Source organism: Gilliamella sp. N-G2, assembly GCF_002142215.1.
Classification (GTDB): Bacteria; Pseudomonadota; Gammaproteobacteria; order Enterobacterales; family Orbaceae; genus Gilliamella.
In genome coordinates this window covers 1-16,641 of sequence record NZ_NAST01000035.1, presented here as the reverse complement: position 1 = coordinate 16,641, position 16,641 = coordinate 1, and the positions used below count along the sequence as shown (strand labels likewise).

The 16,641-nt window shown below is 34.6% G+C and carries 12 protein-coding genes and 2 pseudogenes; 8 read left to right on the top strand and 6 right to left on the bottom strand.

Translation table 11 applies throughout. The features are described from left to right. Window positions 1–68: 68 nt before the first annotated feature. On the bottom strand, window positions 69–881 hold the full coding sequence (gene fdhD, locus B6C99_RS11970; RefSeq protein WP_086360038.1) for a formate dehydrogenase accessory sulfurtransferase FdhD: 813 nt from the start codon (window positions 879–881) through the stop codon (window positions 69–71). A 198-nt stretch (window positions 882–1,079) separates the two neighbouring features. On the opposite strand from fdhD, the gene B6C99_RS11965 reads away from it, so the two are divergent. Beyond that, complete coding sequence (locus B6C99_RS11965; RefSeq protein ID WP_086360037.1) at window positions 1,080–1,610, top strand: DedA family protein; 531 nt, start codon at window positions 1,080–1,082, stop codon at window positions 1,608–1,610. On the opposite strand, the pseudogene mscM reads toward B6C99_RS11965, so the two are convergent. Continuing rightward, a pseudogene (mscM, locus tag B6C99_RS11960) lies at window positions 1,607–4,138 on the bottom strand (miniconductance mechanosensitive channel MscM); the annotation flags it as partial. The gene B6C99_RS11965 and the pseudogene mscM overlap by 4 nt on opposite strands. Window positions 4,139–4,232: 94 nt before the next feature. Further along, window positions 4,233–5,078 (bottom strand): annotated as a pseudogene (gene asd / locus B6C99_RS11955) (archaetidylserine decarboxylase); the annotation flags it as partial. A 210-nt stretch (window positions 5,079–5,288) separates the two neighbouring features. On the opposite strand from asd, the gene rhaB reads away from it, so the two are divergent. From rhaB to rhaM, 6 genes are all read left to right on the top strand, one after another. Next, window positions 5,289–6,713, top strand: coding sequence for a rhamnulokinase (gene rhaB, locus B6C99_RS11950; RefSeq protein ID WP_086360034.1), 1,425 nt, complete (start codon window positions 5,289–5,291; stop codon window positions 6,711–6,713). Window positions 6,714–6,723: 10 nt separating this feature from the next. Further along, complete coding sequence (locus B6C99_RS11945; RefSeq protein ID WP_086360033.1) at window positions 6,724–7,977, top strand: L-rhamnose isomerase; 1,254 nt, start codon at window positions 6,724–6,726, stop codon at window positions 7,975–7,977. Between the two features lie 10 nt (window positions 7,978–7,987). Beyond that, window positions 7,988–8,812: a rhamnulose-1-phosphate aldolase gene (gene rhaD / locus B6C99_RS11940; protein ID WP_086360032.1), complete on the top strand. Its 825-nt coding sequence runs from the start codon at window positions 7,988–7,990 to the stop codon at window positions 8,810–8,812. A 31-nt stretch (window positions 8,813–8,843) separates the two neighbouring features. Continuing rightward, on the top strand, window positions 8,844–9,878 hold the full coding sequence (gene rhaT, locus B6C99_RS11935) for an L-rhamnose/proton symporter RhaT (RefSeq protein WP_065579280.1): 1,035 nt from the start codon (window positions 8,844–8,846) through the stop codon (window positions 9,876–9,878). A 16-nt stretch (window positions 9,879–9,894) separates the two neighbouring features. After that, entirely contained in the window at window positions 9,895–11,049 is a 1,155-nt protein-coding gene (gene fucO / locus B6C99_RS11930; protein ID WP_086360031.1) for a lactaldehyde reductase, read from the top strand. A gap of 68 nt (window positions 11,050–11,117) precedes the next feature. Next, window positions 11,118–11,432: an L-rhamnose mutarotase gene (gene rhaM, locus B6C99_RS11925; RefSeq protein ID WP_086360030.1), complete on the top strand. Its 315-nt coding sequence runs from the start codon at window positions 11,118–11,120 to the stop codon at window positions 11,430–11,432. Between the two features lie 68 nt (window positions 11,433–11,500). Here rhaM and B6C99_RS11920 read toward each other — a convergent pair whose 3' ends face one another. From B6C99_RS11920 to B6C99_RS11910, 3 genes are all read right to left on the bottom strand, one after another. Next, entirely contained in the window at window positions 11,501–12,349 is an 849-nt protein-coding gene (locus B6C99_RS11920) for a helix-turn-helix domain-containing protein (RefSeq protein WP_065613338.1), read from the bottom strand. Between the two features lie 17 nt (window positions 12,350–12,366). Next, on the bottom strand, window positions 12,367–13,185 hold the full coding sequence (gene rhaS / locus B6C99_RS11915) for an HTH-type transcriptional activator RhaS (RefSeq protein WP_086360029.1): 819 nt from the start codon (window positions 13,183–13,185) through the stop codon (window positions 12,367–12,369). A 628-nt stretch (window positions 13,186–13,813) separates the two neighbouring features. Next, window positions 13,814–15,229 carry a sodium:proton antiporter gene (locus B6C99_RS11910; protein ID WP_086360028.1) on the bottom strand — a complete coding sequence of 472 codons (1,416 nt, stop codon included), beginning with the start codon at window positions 15,227–15,229 and terminating at the stop codon, window positions 13,814–13,816. A gap of 202 nt (window positions 15,230–15,431) precedes the next feature. Between B6C99_RS11910 and rlmF the strand changes: the two genes are divergently transcribed. After that, window positions 15,432–16,406, top strand: coding sequence for a 23S rRNA (adenine(1618)-N(6))-methyltransferase RlmF (rlmF, locus tag B6C99_RS11905; protein ID WP_086360027.1), 975 nt, complete (start codon window positions 15,432–15,434; stop codon window positions 16,404–16,406). Window positions 16,407–16,641 lie beyond the last annotated feature (235 nt).

The window sequence follows — 16,641 nt, the reverse complement described above, 5'->3', positions numbered from 1 at the left end:
TAATAAATATTTAATTATTTTATTGGTCATGTAAAATCATTGTTTAGTCTAAATTTACTATTGATAGATTATTTCTCATTGATTCGTTGACTATCGGTATAAATTACTCCTTGGGTGTTTCTAAAAAAACCAACTAAGGTTAAATTACTTTGTTTAGCTAGTTCAATTGCCATTGTCGTTGCGGCGGATACGGCAAATAAAATTTCTACGCCACAACGAGCTGTTTTTTGTACCATTTCATAACTAGCCCGGCTTGAAACAAGAATTATTCCTTGTATGTTTTGTTTAGTTTCTTGTTGTATTTTTTCTCGATAACCTAACAATTTATCTAATGCAACATGTCTGCCGATATCTTCAAATCCAGCAATAAAATTACCGGTTAAATCCAACCATACAGCCGCATGTGTACAACCGGTTTGTCCTCCAACAGTTTGTACTTTAGTTAGATAATCAAGAGCATGATGAAAGTCAGATAAACGGATTTTATTGTTTGATAAAAGAGGGGGAATAAATTGACAAACTTGCTCTATTTGTTCTGTGCCACAAATACCACAACCAGTACGACCGGCTAAATTGCGACGCTTTTCTTTTAATTGCATAAACCGTCTTGACGATAGTTCAATATGGACTTCAATACCTTGTACTGTTTCAATAATATCAATGCCATAAATTTCACTAACTGATTCTATAATTTTTTCAGTTAATGAAAAGCCAATAGCAAAATAATTGAGATCTTTCGGGGTTGCCATCATGACAACATGAGAAATACCATTATAAATTAGCGCCACTGGCTTTTCTGTGGCTACGGTATCATCTTCTGATGGTTGTAATTGACCATGTTTAAATTTATTTACATTAAAGTTTTTAATGCCCACTGTCATGGTTTATCTCGTAATAATTGTATGACTGAATCTATCTATTATTTTAAATATAATAACTTAGCTTAGTATCAATAAAAAGCCCAATATTTAGATTAGTTGATTTTGTAAGATTCTACCAATGGTTAATCCCATTAGAATTATCATATATTTGTTGTGTTAGAATAAAGCCTATCCAAAATGATTATGCGAGGCAACTTTATGTCATTAAATGAAATTACGCATACGATTATGCAGTTTATTGAAACTCATCAAGTGTGGTCTCTGCCAATTATTTTTTTATTAGCATTTGGTGAATCATTGGCTATCATTTCTTTACTAGTTCCTGCTACAGCAATTTTATTAGGAGCCGGAGCTTTGATTGGAACTGGAGTGATTTCGTTTGTTCCAGTTTTGATTGCTGCATCGTTAGGAGCTATTATTGGCGATTTAATTTCTTACTGGTTAGGCAAACATTATCATCAACAGGTAATTGCTTCATGGCCATTGAATAAATACCCGAAAATGGTGTTTCGTGCTGAACAGTTTTTTCAGCGTTATGGGACATTTGGAGTGTTTATTGGACGATTTTTTGGTCCTTTGCGAGCAGTAGTTCCTTTGATTGCTGGCACCATGCATATGCCAGCAACAAAATTCAATATTGCCAATGTGGCTTCTGCTCCTATTTGGGCATTTGTCCTATTGGCACCGGGAGCTTTTGGGGTGCCATGGTTAGAAACAATTTTTGGCTAAACAGTGCCAATAGTGTAACTTCGGCGGCCACTTTTACGACCAAGCGCTTCTAAGTTCGTTTGTAGTGGTGGAAATGGTAAGGTCAAGTTATGACGTCGATAAGCATCTAAAATGAGTTTATGTATGGCACTGCGTAGTTTCATTCGATGTCCCATTTCTGCCGCAAATACGCGTAATTCAAACAGTTGGATTCCTTCTTGAATATCAACTAAAAAGACTTGTGGTTCTGGATCGTTAAGTACAAATTCACAATCTTCACAAGCTTGTTGTAAAAGTTTCATAACCAGTTCACTATCCGCATCAATGGTTGCTGGTATGGTTAATACTATACGAGTTATTGAATCGGATAAGGACCAGTTGACTAATTGTTCTGTGATAAACGCCTTATTAGGCATGACAATTTCTTTACGATCCCAATCGACAATTGTAATAGCTCGTGTACTAATTTTAGTGATATTACCGGTTAAATCTCGAATCGTAACGGTATCACCAATCCGCACTGGTTTTTCAAACAAAATAATTAAACCGGAAATAAAATTAGCAAAGATCTCTTGTAGGCCAAAACCTAAACCAACACCAAGTGCAGCAATTAACCACTGAATTTTAGCCCAATCTATACCAATGAATGAAAAAGCAATCATACAACCTATCATCAAAATAATGTACTTCGATACCGTTGTAATCGCATATCCAGTACCCGGCGCTAAATCTAAATGTTGTAAAATGCCTAACTCAAGTAATGCTGGTAAATTTTTAACCAATTGAACAGTAATTGTCATGACTAAAATAGCGATACATACCGCACCAAGCGTGATATGTTGTTCAATCTCAGTACCATTGATAATGGTACTTGTGCCCCAAAGCTTTATATTATTCATAAAAGCAAAAGCCGAATGAAGTTCAGACCAAAGTAAGATCATACTAATTAAGGCTATTAGCATAATAATCGATCTGACTAATTGTAATGACTGAGCACTAATCGCATCTAAATCAATAATAGGTTCATCAACATTATCATTGATTGCAGTTATATCTTCTTCTATGCCTTTGGCGCGTTGCATTCGTTCTAATCGGCGCTGTTTAGTCCGTTCGAATTCAATACGACGTTTTTGTATCCACATCCAACGACGAATCATAAAATAAATAACTAATAAGCCAAACCAGATTATGACTGAGGCTTCTAATCTGCCTAGTAAAACTTCTGCTGTCGACAAATAACCTAAACAAGCAGCAATGATGGCTAGCCAAGGTGCACTTAATAGCATAAACCACAAAATATGACTTAATAAATTATCCCCTGAACCTTTTTTATCAATATAAAGAGGGACGCCAGCTCTATGAATTGAATTAGTCATAAATACTAAAGCAAAACAGAGAATAATAAAGGCTATACGACCAATAGTTGCAGCAAATTGGCGATTACTAAACTGATCAAAACTCATCACAATGACAACTAATGGGATGACGACCCAAACAGATAGTTGATAGTATTTCATTGCGTGACGAACATTTTGTTTTGCCCAACCAAAGTGAGTGATAAATAATCCATTTGGGGAAGCAAAGTGTGCCGTAATAATGAATACCCATAAAATAGGTGCTGCGGCATTGACACCATAGCCTAAAGCAACTGCAACAGGGTAATCCCAATTAATTTGTAGTGCATAACCTAATGCGGCCCACAAAATAGGTACAGGTAATGCCATTATCAATGAAAAAATAATGACTTTTAAAGTCAGAGAATAACTGTCTTGGGTGACTTTACCGACTCGAGTAGCTGATTTATTTAAAAATGTGTTGTATTTGCCACGCATTTTAAAATGCACATATACAAACATTATTGATAATACTAAAAAGAATAGTGGTTTTGGTGCGCTAAGCACTTCTAAACTAGCATTGTAGAGTTGTGATAGTGTATCAATTGAAACGGTGACATAAACCACATCTTTGGCTAAGTCTAAAGGAAAACTAAGTGAAATAGGGTTAACATCAGCAACCCAAAAGAAGTAACGATGCGCCGCATCATTAACTTCATCAATGGCATTTGTTAATTGTTTATTGGAAATTTTTAATTTAGTTAATTCAAGGATCGTGGTATCGGTCCCTGAAATTAATGTTTTAAGTAGTTCGCTTTGTTCGCGTAATAATCGTCGATATTGGCTGGCAGATTTAAGATTATTAAGAGGAATACTTAATGTTGGGTAATTCTCTAATCCGTTTAAGGTATTTGAATAATTAAGTTGTTGAACTTTTGCTTCAGCGATTTCAGCATCAAGTGGTTGTGACTTAGGTTTTTCTGGTAATCGCAATAGTTGTTGGCGCAGAGTTTCACCTAACGCCGTTGAAAAACTTAACCATTCACCTTGTTCTGCAAGGGTTGCAAGGGTATTTTGAACATGTGAAATTTGGGTATTAATATTATTTTGTTCATTAATAATGCTGGTTAAATGTGTTTTTTGGTACTCCATATTCTGACGAAGATCTTCATTCTTTTCATCGAGTTTAGTAATCACTTCTGCAAGTTGATCTTCATTATCAATAACTGGTATTGATTCTTCAGCTACAGCAAAGCATGAAATAGCAAGTAATATCCAACACAAAAAACCACGCATTAACATAACGTTAGATCCTTTCGGCTAGTTTTTGACCTACACGGGTGATATCTCCATGTTTTAAATGGCTATCAAATTCAACTGCGTTGGAGGCAAATAAGGTGATGACAGTTGAGCCTAATTTAAAACATCCCATATCTTGACCTTTTGTTAACTTAACCTCACCAGCATATGTCCAACGTTTCATTACACCATCACGAGGTGGAGTAATTATACCTTCCCAATTTAATTCAATACTACCAACGATAGTCGCGCCCACCATAATTTGTGCCATTGGTCCAAATTCAGTTTCAAATAAACAAATTACTCGTTCATTTCGGGCAAAAATATTTGGAATACTTTCAGTTGTAGCTTGGTTAACTGAAAATAGAGAGCCTGGTACATAAATCATTTCACGTAATATACCATCACAAGGCATATGAAAACGATGATAGTTTTTAGGTGATAAATATGTGGTAGCAAAAGAGCCATTTTTAAAAAATTTTATCATATCTGGATGACAAGCAAGCAGAGATTCTAATGAGTAAAAATGGCCTTTAGCTTGTAACAATAAATTATCTTGAATACTACCGAATTGACTAATTACACCATCTGCCGGCATGACAATTGAACTTTCTGAAGGATCAATAGGTCTCGCATCTTCATTGAGTTCACGAGCAAAAAAGTCATTAAATGTTGGATAATCTTTAGCATCAGTTAACTTCGCTTCACTTAGATCAATTTTGTATAGCTTACAAAAGCCAATAATCATCCATGTGGTGACTTTCCCTAAACGTTTATTAGCTAACCAACCAAATATAACGGTTAATAACTGTTTAGGTAAAAGATACTGAATTATTGCTTTTAATTGATTTAACATAAATAGCTCTCAATTTATTTACTAAATGAACCATTATATCAATATTTGTTATGAAAGTATAAAAACACCATCTTTATTCTTATTTTGTGGTACAGATCACAAGCGTTTTAAAAATTTTGCCAAACTTATTTAACAATGGCCATCGATTAAAAGTGTAAATCAAAATAGTTCACTAGACTCTCTTCATTAGTAAAAATGAGGGTAGTTATAATGGCAAATAGATATATTGCTGCAATCGATCTAGGCGCATCAAGCGGCAGAGTCATGTTGTCGAGTTATCGATCTCAAACAGGAAAATTAACACTAACTGAGATACATCGATTTAGTAATGGATATAAAAGTGACGGTAAAAATTTTTGTTGGGATTTGATGTACTTAGAACAAGAAATCATAACCGGATTAAACAAAATTATTCAAAAAGATATCAAACTCGATAGTATCGGTATTGATACATGGGGGGTTGATTATGTGTTGCTTGATAAACAAGGTCAAATTGTCGGCCCTACTTACTCTTATCGAGATCATCGTACTGACAACATTATGTCAAAAGTACAAGATGACATTGGTCTAGAAAATATTTATCAAAAAACTGGAATTCAGTTTTTAACCTTTAACACACTTTATCAACTTAGGGCAATGATGCTTGAATCACCAGAATGGTTATCACGAGTAACCGATTTTGTCATGATTCCTGATTATCTGATTTATCGATTAACCGGTGTATTAAATCGAGAATACACCAATGCAACCACCACACAACTTGTCAATGTAACGACTCAAGATTGGGATAAAGACTTACTTGATTATCTTGGTATACCACGTAAATGGTTTGGTGATATCAGTAAGCCTGGAAATCAAGTTGGATATTGGAAAAGTGCCAAGGGAGATCATATCCCTGTAATTGCAGTCGCAAGTCACGATACTGCTAGTGCGGTTATTGCTGCACCAATCATCAATTTACATAGTGCTTATTTATGTTCGGGTACTTGGTCATTAATGGGATTGGAATCAAAACAACCACTGATAAGCAAACAAGCATTAAAAGCCAACATTACCAATGAAGGTGGTGTAGATGGTAATTATCGAGTATTAAAAAACATCATGGGATTATGGTTATTTCAACGGGTTTGTGCTGAAAATAATGTTAAAGATATTATTGAGTTAATCGCATCGGCAAAACAAGAACAACCTTTTACGTTTCTTATAAATCCCAATGATCCAAGATTTTTAAATCCGGACTCCATGACAGAAACCATCAAACAGGTTTGTTTAGAAAGCAGTGGTCAAATTCCTGAAAACCTTCCTCAATTAGTCAGATGTATTTTTGACAGTCTAGCTCATTTATATCGAGATGTATTACACGAATTATCGACACTGAGTGGTAATCCTATTAAGACATTACACATTGTCGGTGGAGGTTGTCAAAATGCTTTTTTAAACCAGTTATGTGCTGACTTATGCAATGTTAATGTCACCGCTGGGCCTATTGAATCTTCGGCATTAGGAAATGTTGGCTATCAGTTAATTTCATTAGGTGAAATTGCGGATATTGATGCATTAAGACAGTTAATTTCACAGAATTTTGACACTAAATTTTATCAACCAAATTTTAATGAAAATTTTTATATTAATTAAGGAGTATTACATGAGCACAATTGAAAATGCTTATCAGATCGCTAAAGCAAGATTTGCTGAAATTGGGGTAGATACAGATGCTGCAATAGTAGCAATGGCAAAATTACCGATTTCAGTTCATTGCTGGCAAGGGGATGATGTTGGTGGTTTTGAAAAGCAAGAAGGTGAATTAACTGGTGGTATTCAAGCAACTGGTAATTATCCAGGTAAAGCTCGTACAGCTGATGAATTAAGAGCAGATTTAGATAAAGCCTTTAGCCTTATACCAGGCCCTAAACGACTAAATCTACATGCTTCTTATTTAGAATCAGATCAAAAAGTCGATCGTAATGAAGTTAAACCGGAACACTTTGCCAATTGGGTCAAATGGGCTAAAAAACATCAAATCGGTTTAGATTTTAATCCAACTTATTTTTCACATCCTTTAAGTAATGAAGGCACTTTAACCCATGTTAATCCAGAAATTCGACAATTCTGGATAGAACACGGCAAAGCATGTCGTAAAGTATCAGAATATTTTGGTAAAGAATTAGGTACACCTTCTGTTATGAATATCTGGCTACCTGATGGTATGAAAGATATTACTGTCGACAAATTTAGTCCTAGACAACATTTAGTTGAATCATTGGATGAAATTATTCGTGAAAAAATTGACCCAAAATATCATATTGATGCGGTTGAAAGTAAATTGTTTGGTATTGGTCTCGAATCTTATACTGCTGGTTCAAATGAATTTTATCTAGCTTATGCGACATCACGTAAAACTGCATTATGTCTAGACGCAGGGCATTTCCATCCAACGGAAGTGATTTCCGACAAAATTTCTGCAGTTATGCCGTTTGTTGAACATCTATTACTTCATGTTAGCCGCCCTGTACGTTGGGATAGTGATCACGTGGTGCTTTTTGATGATGAAACACAAAATATTGCAAGTGAAATCATTCGAAACAAACTATTTGACCGTGTGCATATTGGTCTAGATTTCTTTGACGCTTCTATTAACCGTATTGCAGCATGGGTAATTGGTACTCGTAATATGAAAAAATGCTTATTAAAAGCATTATTAGAACCAACAGAAAGATTAAAAAAATATGAGCATGATCGTGATTTTACCTCACGGCTAGCATTACTAGAAGAACAAAAATCATTACCATGGCAAGCAGTTTGGGATCAGTACTGTTTATTGAATGAAGTCCCAGTTGGTAGCCAATGGTTAGATGAGGTTCGTCAATATGAAACAACTGTCTTAACTAAACGATCTTAAGGAACATAAAATGCAACAGATTCTTTCTTCTTGGTTTGTAAAAGGAATGATCAAAGCCACTTACGATATGTGGCTTAAAGGCTGGGATGAGCGTAATGGTGGTAATGTCAGTTTAAGATTACTTGAAAGTGATGTGATCTCTTTTCAAAATGATTTTTATGAAAAACCACGTCATGTATCTTTGACGCAAGATGTCACTAAACTTGCTAACCAGTACTTTATTGTCACTGGTTCCGGTAAATATTTCCGCAATGTCATATTAGATCCTGCTGATACGTTAGCTATTGTTAAAATCGATGAACAGGGCAAAGGTTATTACATTATGTGGGGATTGATAAATGGTGGTTTACCGACTTCTGAACTAGCTGCTCATCTTCAATCTCATATTGTAAGAATTGAGCAAAGTCAAGGAAAAGATAGGGTCATCATGCACTGTCATGCAACTAATTTAATTGCTTTAACATATGTCCTAGAACTTGATACTGCGGTAATAACCAGATGGCTGTGGGAAATGAGTACCGAATGTTTAGTTGTATTTCCTGATGGTGTTGGTGTTGTGCCTTGGATGGTTCCGGGTAAAGACGAGATTGGTTATGCCACTGCAAAACAGATGGCAAAACATAGTTTAGTTTTATGGGCTTTTCATGGTGTATTTGGAACAGGTCCAACCTTAGATGAAGCTTTTGGCTTAATTGATACAGCTGAAAAATCGGCAGAAGTTTTAGTCAAAGTGTTATCAATGGGAGGAAAACGTCAAACTATCACCTCGGAAGAGTTTAGATTGTTAGCTGAGCGTTTTGGTGTCACTCCAATGGAAGATGCTATAAAACAGTAAAAATTGCTAATAAAAATATAAGGATAAGGATATGGGTAGTTCAATTATTTTAGGCATATTCTGGCACTTTGTTGGTGCTGCTTCTGCTGCTTGTTTTTACGCACCACTTAAAAAAGTAAAAAATTGGTCATGGGAAACCATGTGGTCAATCGCAGGGTTATTTTCTTGGATTATATTACCATGGTCAATAAGTTATTTTTTATTACCAGACTTTTGGGCTTATTATGGTTCATTTGGTTCAGACATATTAATTCCGGTCTTCTTATTCGGCGCAATGTGGGGAGTCGGTAATATTGGTTATGGCCTAACAATGCGTTATTTAGGTATGTCGATGGGAATAGGTATTGCAATTGGAATAACCTTAATCGTCGGCACTCTCATGACTCCAATATTGCAAGGTAAATTCGGTGAATTATTAGCCTCGACAGGCGGTAAAATGACATTATTAGGCGTAGTCGTTGCTGTTATTGGGGTTGCTATAGTAACTTACGCTGGCTTATTGAAAGAAAAAACGTTAGGTGTACAAGTTGAAGATTTTAACTTAAAGAAAGGTCTTCTTCTTGCCATCATGTGTGGTATTTTCTCGGCTGGTATGTCATTTGCTATGAGCGCAGCAGTACCTATGCATGAAAAAGCGGCTGAGCTTGGAGTGGATCATTTATACGTGGCACTTCCAAGTTATGTCATTATCATGGGTGGGGGGGCAATTATTAATCTCGGTTTCTGTATAAGTCGACTCTGCGTTAAAAAAGACTTATCCTTCAAAAAAGATATCTCTGTTGCCAAAGCCTTATTAATTAGCAATATTCTTTTTGCTATCTTAGGTGGTGCAATGTGGTATTTCCAATTCTTCTTCTATGCTTGGGGGCATGCAAATATTCCAACAGAATATGGCTTTATGAGTTGGATGTTACATATGAGTTTCTATGTACTTTGTGGTGGGATTGTTGGTTTAGCACTAAAAGAGTGGTTTGGTACCGGTAAAAAACCAGTACGTATTCTTTGTATTGGTTGTTTAGTAATCATTGTTGCTGCCAATATTGTTGGTTTAGGAATGACTAGTTAATTAAAAGGAAAACATTATGGCTTATAGAATGATTTTAAATGAAACATCTTATTTTGGTGCAGGCTCAATCAGTCAAATCGTAGATGAAGTTAAAAAACGTGGTTTTAAAAAAGCGTTAGTAGTTACGGATAAAGATCTAATCAAATTCAAAGTAGCAACTAAAGTAACACAATTACTAGATAACAATGGTTTTTCTTATCAAGTATTTGATGAAGTCATGCCAAATCCAACCATTAGTATTGTTCAAAAAGGGGTTGAAGTTTTCAAACAATCTGGTGCAGATTATTTGATTGCGATTGGTGGTGGGTCACCGCAAGATACCGCAAAAGCTATCGGTATTATCATCAATAATCCAGAATTTGCGGATGTTCGTAGTCTTGAAGGCGTTGCGCCAACTAAAAAACCAGCAGTACCTACGATCGCAATTCCTACGACAGCAGGTACAGCTGCTGAAGTCACCATTAATTACGTAATCACAGATGAAGAAAATAAACGTAAATTTGTCTGTGTTGATCCACACGATATTCCGGCTGTTGCAATTATTGATTCAGATATGATGACAAGTATGCCTGCTAGTTTAAAAGCAGCAACGGGTGTTGATGCTTTAACTCACGCAATTGAAGGTTATATAACCAAAGGTGCTTGGGAACTATCAGACATGTTTCATCTTAAAGCAATTGAAGTTATCTCTCGCTCATTACGTGACTCGGTAAGAGGGGTCGCAAAGGGTAGTGAAGACATGGCATTAGGGCAATATATCGCAGGTATGGGTTTTTCAAATGTGGGCTTAGGATTAGTTCATGGAATGGCACATCCTCTCGGTGCTTTTTATGGTACACCTCATGGTGTGGCTAATGCCGTCCTTTTACCTCATATAATGGCTTACAATGCTGAATTTACTGGTGATAAATATCGCGATATCGCTAAAGCAATGGGGGTAGCTGCGACGGAAAACATGACTATCGAACAAGTTAGAAAAGCTGCTGTTAATGCAGTTAAACAACTTAACATTGATGTCGGTATTCCTGCAACATTAAAAGAGATCGGCGTAAAATTAGATGATATTCCTGCGCTAGCCCAAGCTGCTTTTGATGATGTTTGTACCGGAGGTAATCCTCGCGATACTAACGTAAGAGAAATTGAGCAACTATATCATTCTGTTTACCAATAAAAATGACACAATGAAAGTGAAATAGGTTAAACACAAAGTTAACCTATTTCAAGTAAAAAGGAATTGTTATGATAAGAAAAGCGAGTATTATGCAGGTTCATCCTGATAAACATGCAGAGTATAAGAAGCGGCATGATGAAATATTTCCTGACTTAATGAAGGAACTCAAAGCTCATGGAGCTCACAATTACTCAATTTTTTTAGACTGCAAAAGAAATCTACTTTTTGCCTATGTCGAAATTGAATCTGAAGAACGTTGGGATGCTGTAGCTAAGACAGCTGCTTGTCAAAAATGGTGGGCATTTATGAAAGATATCATGCCAAGCAATTCTGATAACAGCCCGATTAGTGAGCCATTAACCGAAGTCTTTTATTTAGCATAAAACATTACTCTCTTTTAGTGATCTAAAAGAGAGTCAATTAAATATACTGATTGTTTAGACGTTCTTAATTACTCCCTTTTATCGTTAAATTTAGCTCGATATTCGGAAGGAGTTTGATCGGTCAGCTTTTTAAATACAGATGAAAAATAGTTACTATCATCATAACCACATTCTGCCGCAATCATACTAATCGAATAATCAGTAGTTCTAAGTAAAGACATTGCATCACATAGACGTCTTTTTTGTAAGTAGCCAGTAATAGTCATCCCTGTTTGACTTTTAAATAAGCGACTAAGTGAACGGCTTGCGATATGATTTTCTTTGCAAAAAACATCAATATTAAATGGCGTTGCAATACTGTTATGAAGAGCTGTGAACAATAAATCTAATTGATGGGTAGCAGTAGGTAGAGCTACCGTTGGAGCTTGTTTAATCCGATCTAACAAAATAACCAACTGCAAAAACAGAGCCTCAGATAAATGAACGGAGGCTAAATTGTTTTTCTTAGACTCAACATCTAACTGTTCAATAAGTGGTGATAAAAGTTTAAGGGATGAAGGTTGAATACGCCAAGAACGTTCATTATGTCTAGCAGTCACTTTAGGTAAATAAGACTCAATAGTGGATGATAAAAATAGTGATTCTCTCAAATATAAAATATTATCCAATCTAAGGTCATTAACAGATTCATAGCCATGCACATCTTTCGGATTAATATATAAAATATCACCACTGGTAATAGGATAAACGTAATCATTCCAATGATGCAGACCGTTACCAGAGCACACAATTACAATTTCATTAAAATCGTGGTTATGCAAAGGAAAGGGTTGTTGATGATCACGTCTTTCGACAGTAACAGTATTTATCTCCGAAATAAAATAATCTTGTTTAAATAAACGCAAACATCTTTCCATAGACTATTCCTGATTGATTAATGATAACGTTTATCTGGATTATTACGTAATGTTTGTGGCGAAAACGTAAATTCTTGTTTAAAACAGGTTGAAAAATAAGCACTATCATTAAAACCACACTCTTGTGCAATGGTTGTGATGGATTTATTGCTATAAATTAACTGTGTGTAAGCATTAGCCAACCGTAGCTTTATTAAATATTTTTGTGGTGTGATACCAATTTCATTCTTTATATGTCGATGAAAAGAGCGTAATGATAATGAAAATTGCTCAGTTAATTGTGCCCAATTAATTGGCTCCTTAAAATTGATTTGTAACCAACGTAGAAGTTGTTTAACGCGATTATCATAGGAACCAGAACCCTGATTAACATAAAGATTATTATTAAAAATCAAAAGTAATTGTAAAAATAAACTCTCCTGAATAGCATTTGATTGATTTGGCGTTAATTGCTTAATAATCGATTTAATATTTTCATCAGTTTTTTTATCAAAAAAGTAATGTGACTGAGTTGGATCAGGATTTGGGATTAACTGGTTTATCCCATTGATAAAATGAAAATTTCTAGGGTCTCTAAACAAAATATTGGTCAAATGCAAATCATGAACGTTCTCGTATAAATGACAGTCGGAAGCCTTAATATAAAACATCATGCCTGGATATAAATCAAAAAGTCGCCCATTCAATATGTGTTTACCGTATCCGCTAGTTACAATAACGATCTCATTGAAATTATGGGTATGTTCAGGATAAACAGGTTGTGGTGTTCGAGGCTCAATGGCGATATTTTGATCGCTAGACGAGAAAAAATCTTTATCAAGTAACATCTCAATCATTTTGAACCTCACTTCTTTTTAAAACTTACCACCACATTCTAAAAAGTAAATCGAAATCTCACCTTTAATATTTGGACAGCTAACCTAATATTTTGGCTATAAATTATAGCTATGCAGGACTTTTTATTAAAATTGTGCGAAACTTCACATTTTTAAAATTTTTCCGTTTAAAAGTTCATCAGAACGCGACTGAATACCAAGCAGTTGAAGTTTTTTATAGAATAAAAATTCTAAAACTTTTATTTGTTTTGATAACGTTAGTTATGATATTTTTTGTTTTTCTGGCTTGGTGAGGGTGTTTTTTTATACAAAATAGCAGAGCATTTTTAATTATCATCAAAACTTTCAGGTATATCTGTTTCCTTCAAAGTTCAAAAAAATAATTAACCGTGAACTAAAAAACTACTCCAGTTAATCTGACTTATTATGGAAGCGCGTATTTTTTAGTTATAGTTTATATAGCGATATTAGCAAAGATGATAAAAGAGAAAAAATAACGTTTGTGCAATGCTTAAGGGGGGCACAAAGAAAGTGTTTTTAAATGTTAGCCTATCATTGTTACCCACACAAATTCATAAATGTTGCAATTGAAATTTATCTTAATATTTCATAACGAACAATGGAACATTTACAATACAAAAAATACCAAATTATCAATAATAAATACTGGAATTAAAATCCCTATTGACCATTTCATATAACCAAAAAAGCTTGGCATATTAATTTTATGTTGTGTGGCAATACTTTTAACCATAAAGTTAGGTGCATTACCAATGTAACTTAATGCCCCCATAAATACGGAACCCATTGAAATTGCCAATAGTGTGTCTGCATAAGTGGTCATTAAAGTAGTTGCATTACCGGATGCTAAATTAAAAAACACCAAATAAGTTGGTGCATTATCTAAAAATCCTGACAATGAACCCGATAACCAAAAATACATACTGTTTATTGGTGTGGCTTGTTCACTGGTGACCAATGATACTACAGAACTCAAAGCACCGTCATTGCCGGCACGCAAAATTGTCAGAACGGGCACTATAGTAATAAAGATACCAATAAATAGTTTGGCAACTTCTTTGATTGGATCCCAATTAAATTCATTGCCAGCTCGTACTTGTTTTGGCGTGATCAGTATTGAAAGGATCGTTATAGCAATAAAAAGGCCATCACGAACTAGATTTTCTAATTCAATTTGCGATCCTAATAGCGTGAAGTTTATCGCTGGATGCCAAATGCCAGATAAAAGCACACTAGCAATTATCGCCATTAGCAAACCGATATTTTTTAGACCGTATAATTTAACTACTTCTGATCTATTAGAAAGGGAAATATTGCCATATTGCTTAACATAATAATATCTATCGATAAAATAATAGATGATAAGTAATAAACCTGATGTAAAAATAACTGGCAATAACATATGTTTAACAGTCCAGAAAAAATCCACACCTTTTAAAAAACCAATAAATAATGGTGGATCACCTAAAGGCGTCAAACCACCGCCAATATTAGCGACTAAAAAGATAAAGAAAATTACTGTGTGAACTGAATGGTGTCGTTGCCGATTAGCTCGCAGTAATGGCCGAATCATTAACATAGCTGCACCAGTTGTTCCCATAATTGAAGCGAATACCACACCAATGGCTAATAAAATAACATTTGATTTTGGCGTACTTATTTTATCGCTTTTGATAAGGATACCACCAGAAACAGTGAACAAAGCCAACAGTAATAATATAAAAGGGATATACTCTTCAATAATGGCATGGGCTGTTAATTGAATTGTGGTAGATAAGCCGAAAGAAAATAATGCAGACCCTAAAAATAGTAACGTCCAAATCAAAACAATTTTGCCATAATGATGATGCCACAGCCGTGCTAAAAATAGAGGGCATAATGCGATAGAAAGCAAAATTCCAACAAATGGGATAGCCCAAAATAACGATAACGCCTGCCCATTAAACTCGCTTGCATGCAGTTGAAAAGAGATTAGCATTAAACTAATAAATGGTATTATTGATAATTTGGATTGACGTTTCATTGCGTTATTATGTGAATTGAAAGTGGCAGATTATAACAAATCTACAGTTAATTTTCGAATTAGTTACACTTAAATAAAATTTAGTTTAACAGTAATAAAAAATTTGAGTAGAGGGTTTTTTTTAACCTAAAAGCTTTGGCTATTTTCGCATATTTATGTAAAAAGGCTATAATAGCTGGCAATTTTTCATATCGGATTATTCATGCAGACAACATCGCCAATGATTAATAAAGATGTTTTACATCATCGTAATAAGCATATTAATGGTTACCCATTTGATTTACTTATTAAAACTTTACCAGCATTATCTAATTTTGTTAAACCTAACCAATATGGCTGGGTAACGATTGATTTTTCTAATCCTATTGCCGTGAAGATGCTAAACAAAGCACTTTTATTGCACTATTATCAACTCTCTTATTGGGATATTCCAGACGACTACCTATGCCCTCCAATACCAGGGCGAGCAGATTATATCCACTATTTGGCTGATTTATTAGCTCAAGATAATCAGAATAATATCCCTAAGGGTAAGAGAATTAGCATTTTAGATATTGGGGTTGGTGCAAATGCCATTTATCCGATTATTGGCTGTGCTGAGTATGGTTGGTCATTTGTTGGCAGTGATATCAATCCAACATCATTCAAGGTTGCGTCGTTAATAGCAAAATCTAATGAATTATTAAAAAATAGCCTACAATGTCGTTTACAACCCAACAGTGATGCTATTTTTGAAAATATTATTAAACCGAAAGAATTTTACTTGGCAACTTTATGCAATCCTCCTTTTCATAATTCAAAGCAACAGGCTCAAGCGAGTGCTTATACAAAACTACAAAAATTGGGTAAATTAAGTTCAGAAAAAGATCAAGTTATACTTAATTTTGGTGGACAACATGCTGAACTTTGGTGCAAAGGGGGAGAAAGTGCATTTATAACCAAAATGATTGCCGAAAGTGTTAACTATAAAACACAATGCCTATGGTTTACTTCGTTGGTTTCGAAAAAAGAATCACTGACAAACATAAAAAAACAGTTAAAAAAATCATCTGTAACTGAATACAAAATTATTCCTATGGCTCAAGGTCAAAAAATTAGCCGTTTTGTTGCATGGACATTTTTTGATCGAGCACAACAAAAATTGATCAAAAGATCTTTATTTAATTGTAGTGATTAAATAAATTTTGTAATTACATCAATTTATCTTCTTAACAAACATTTACATAAAATCAGAGTACAAATGAAATAATTTAAATTATTATGTCCAAAGATAAAGGAATATCCATAATTTGTAGTTAACGCTATTGAATGGCACTTGGTATTATAATTATTTGAATAATTTTAAAAAAACAATGAATAGCTTTCATAATGGGTATAAATATGATAAAATGTAATTGTGATCGGGCATCGGG

What these genes read in the sequence shown, in the direction of transcription:
- rhaM (WP_086360030.1), top strand. Translation starts at nt 11,118, where the DNA reads ATGATAAGAAAAGCGAGTATTATGCAGGTTCATCCTGATAAACATGCA.
- B6C99_RS11920 (WP_065613338.1), bottom strand. Translation starts at nt 12,349, where the DNA reads ATGGAAAGATGTTTGCGTTTATTTAAACAAGATTATTTTATTTCGGAG.
- rhaD (WP_086360032.1), top strand. Translation starts at nt 7,988, where the DNA reads ATGCAACAGATTCTTTCTTCTTGGTTTGTAAAAGGAATGATCAAAGCC.
- B6C99_RS11945 (WP_086360033.1), top strand. Translation starts at nt 6,724, where the DNA reads ATGAGCACAATTGAAAATGCTTATCAGATCGCTAAAGCAAGATTTGCT.
- rhaT (WP_065579280.1), top strand. Translation starts at nt 8,844, where the DNA reads ATGGGTAGTTCAATTATTTTAGGCATATTCTGGCACTTTGTTGGTGCT.
- rhaS (WP_086360029.1), bottom strand. Translation starts at nt 13,185, where the DNA reads ATGATTGAGATGTTACTTGATAAAGATTTTTTCTCGTCTAGCGATCAA.
- B6C99_RS11910 (WP_086360028.1), bottom strand. Translation starts at nt 15,229, where the DNA reads ATGAAACGTCAATCCAAATTATCAATAATACCATTTATTAGTTTAATG.
- B6C99_RS11965 (WP_086360037.1), top strand. Translation starts at nt 1,080, where the DNA reads ATGTCATTAAATGAAATTACGCATACGATTATGCAGTTTATTGAAACT.
- rhaB (WP_086360034.1), top strand. Translation starts at nt 5,289, where the DNA reads ATGGCAAATAGATATATTGCTGCAATCGATCTAGGCGCATCAAGCGGC.
- fucO (WP_086360031.1), top strand. Translation starts at nt 9,895, where the DNA reads ATGGCTTATAGAATGATTTTAAATGAAACATCTTATTTTGGTGCAGGC.
- fdhD (WP_086360038.1), bottom strand. Translation starts at nt 881, where the DNA reads ATGACAGTGGGCATTAAAAACTTTAATGTAAATAAATTTAAACATGGT.
- rlmF (WP_086360027.1), top strand. Translation starts at nt 15,432, where the DNA reads ATGCAGACAACATCGCCAATGATTAATAAAGATGTTTTACATCATCGT.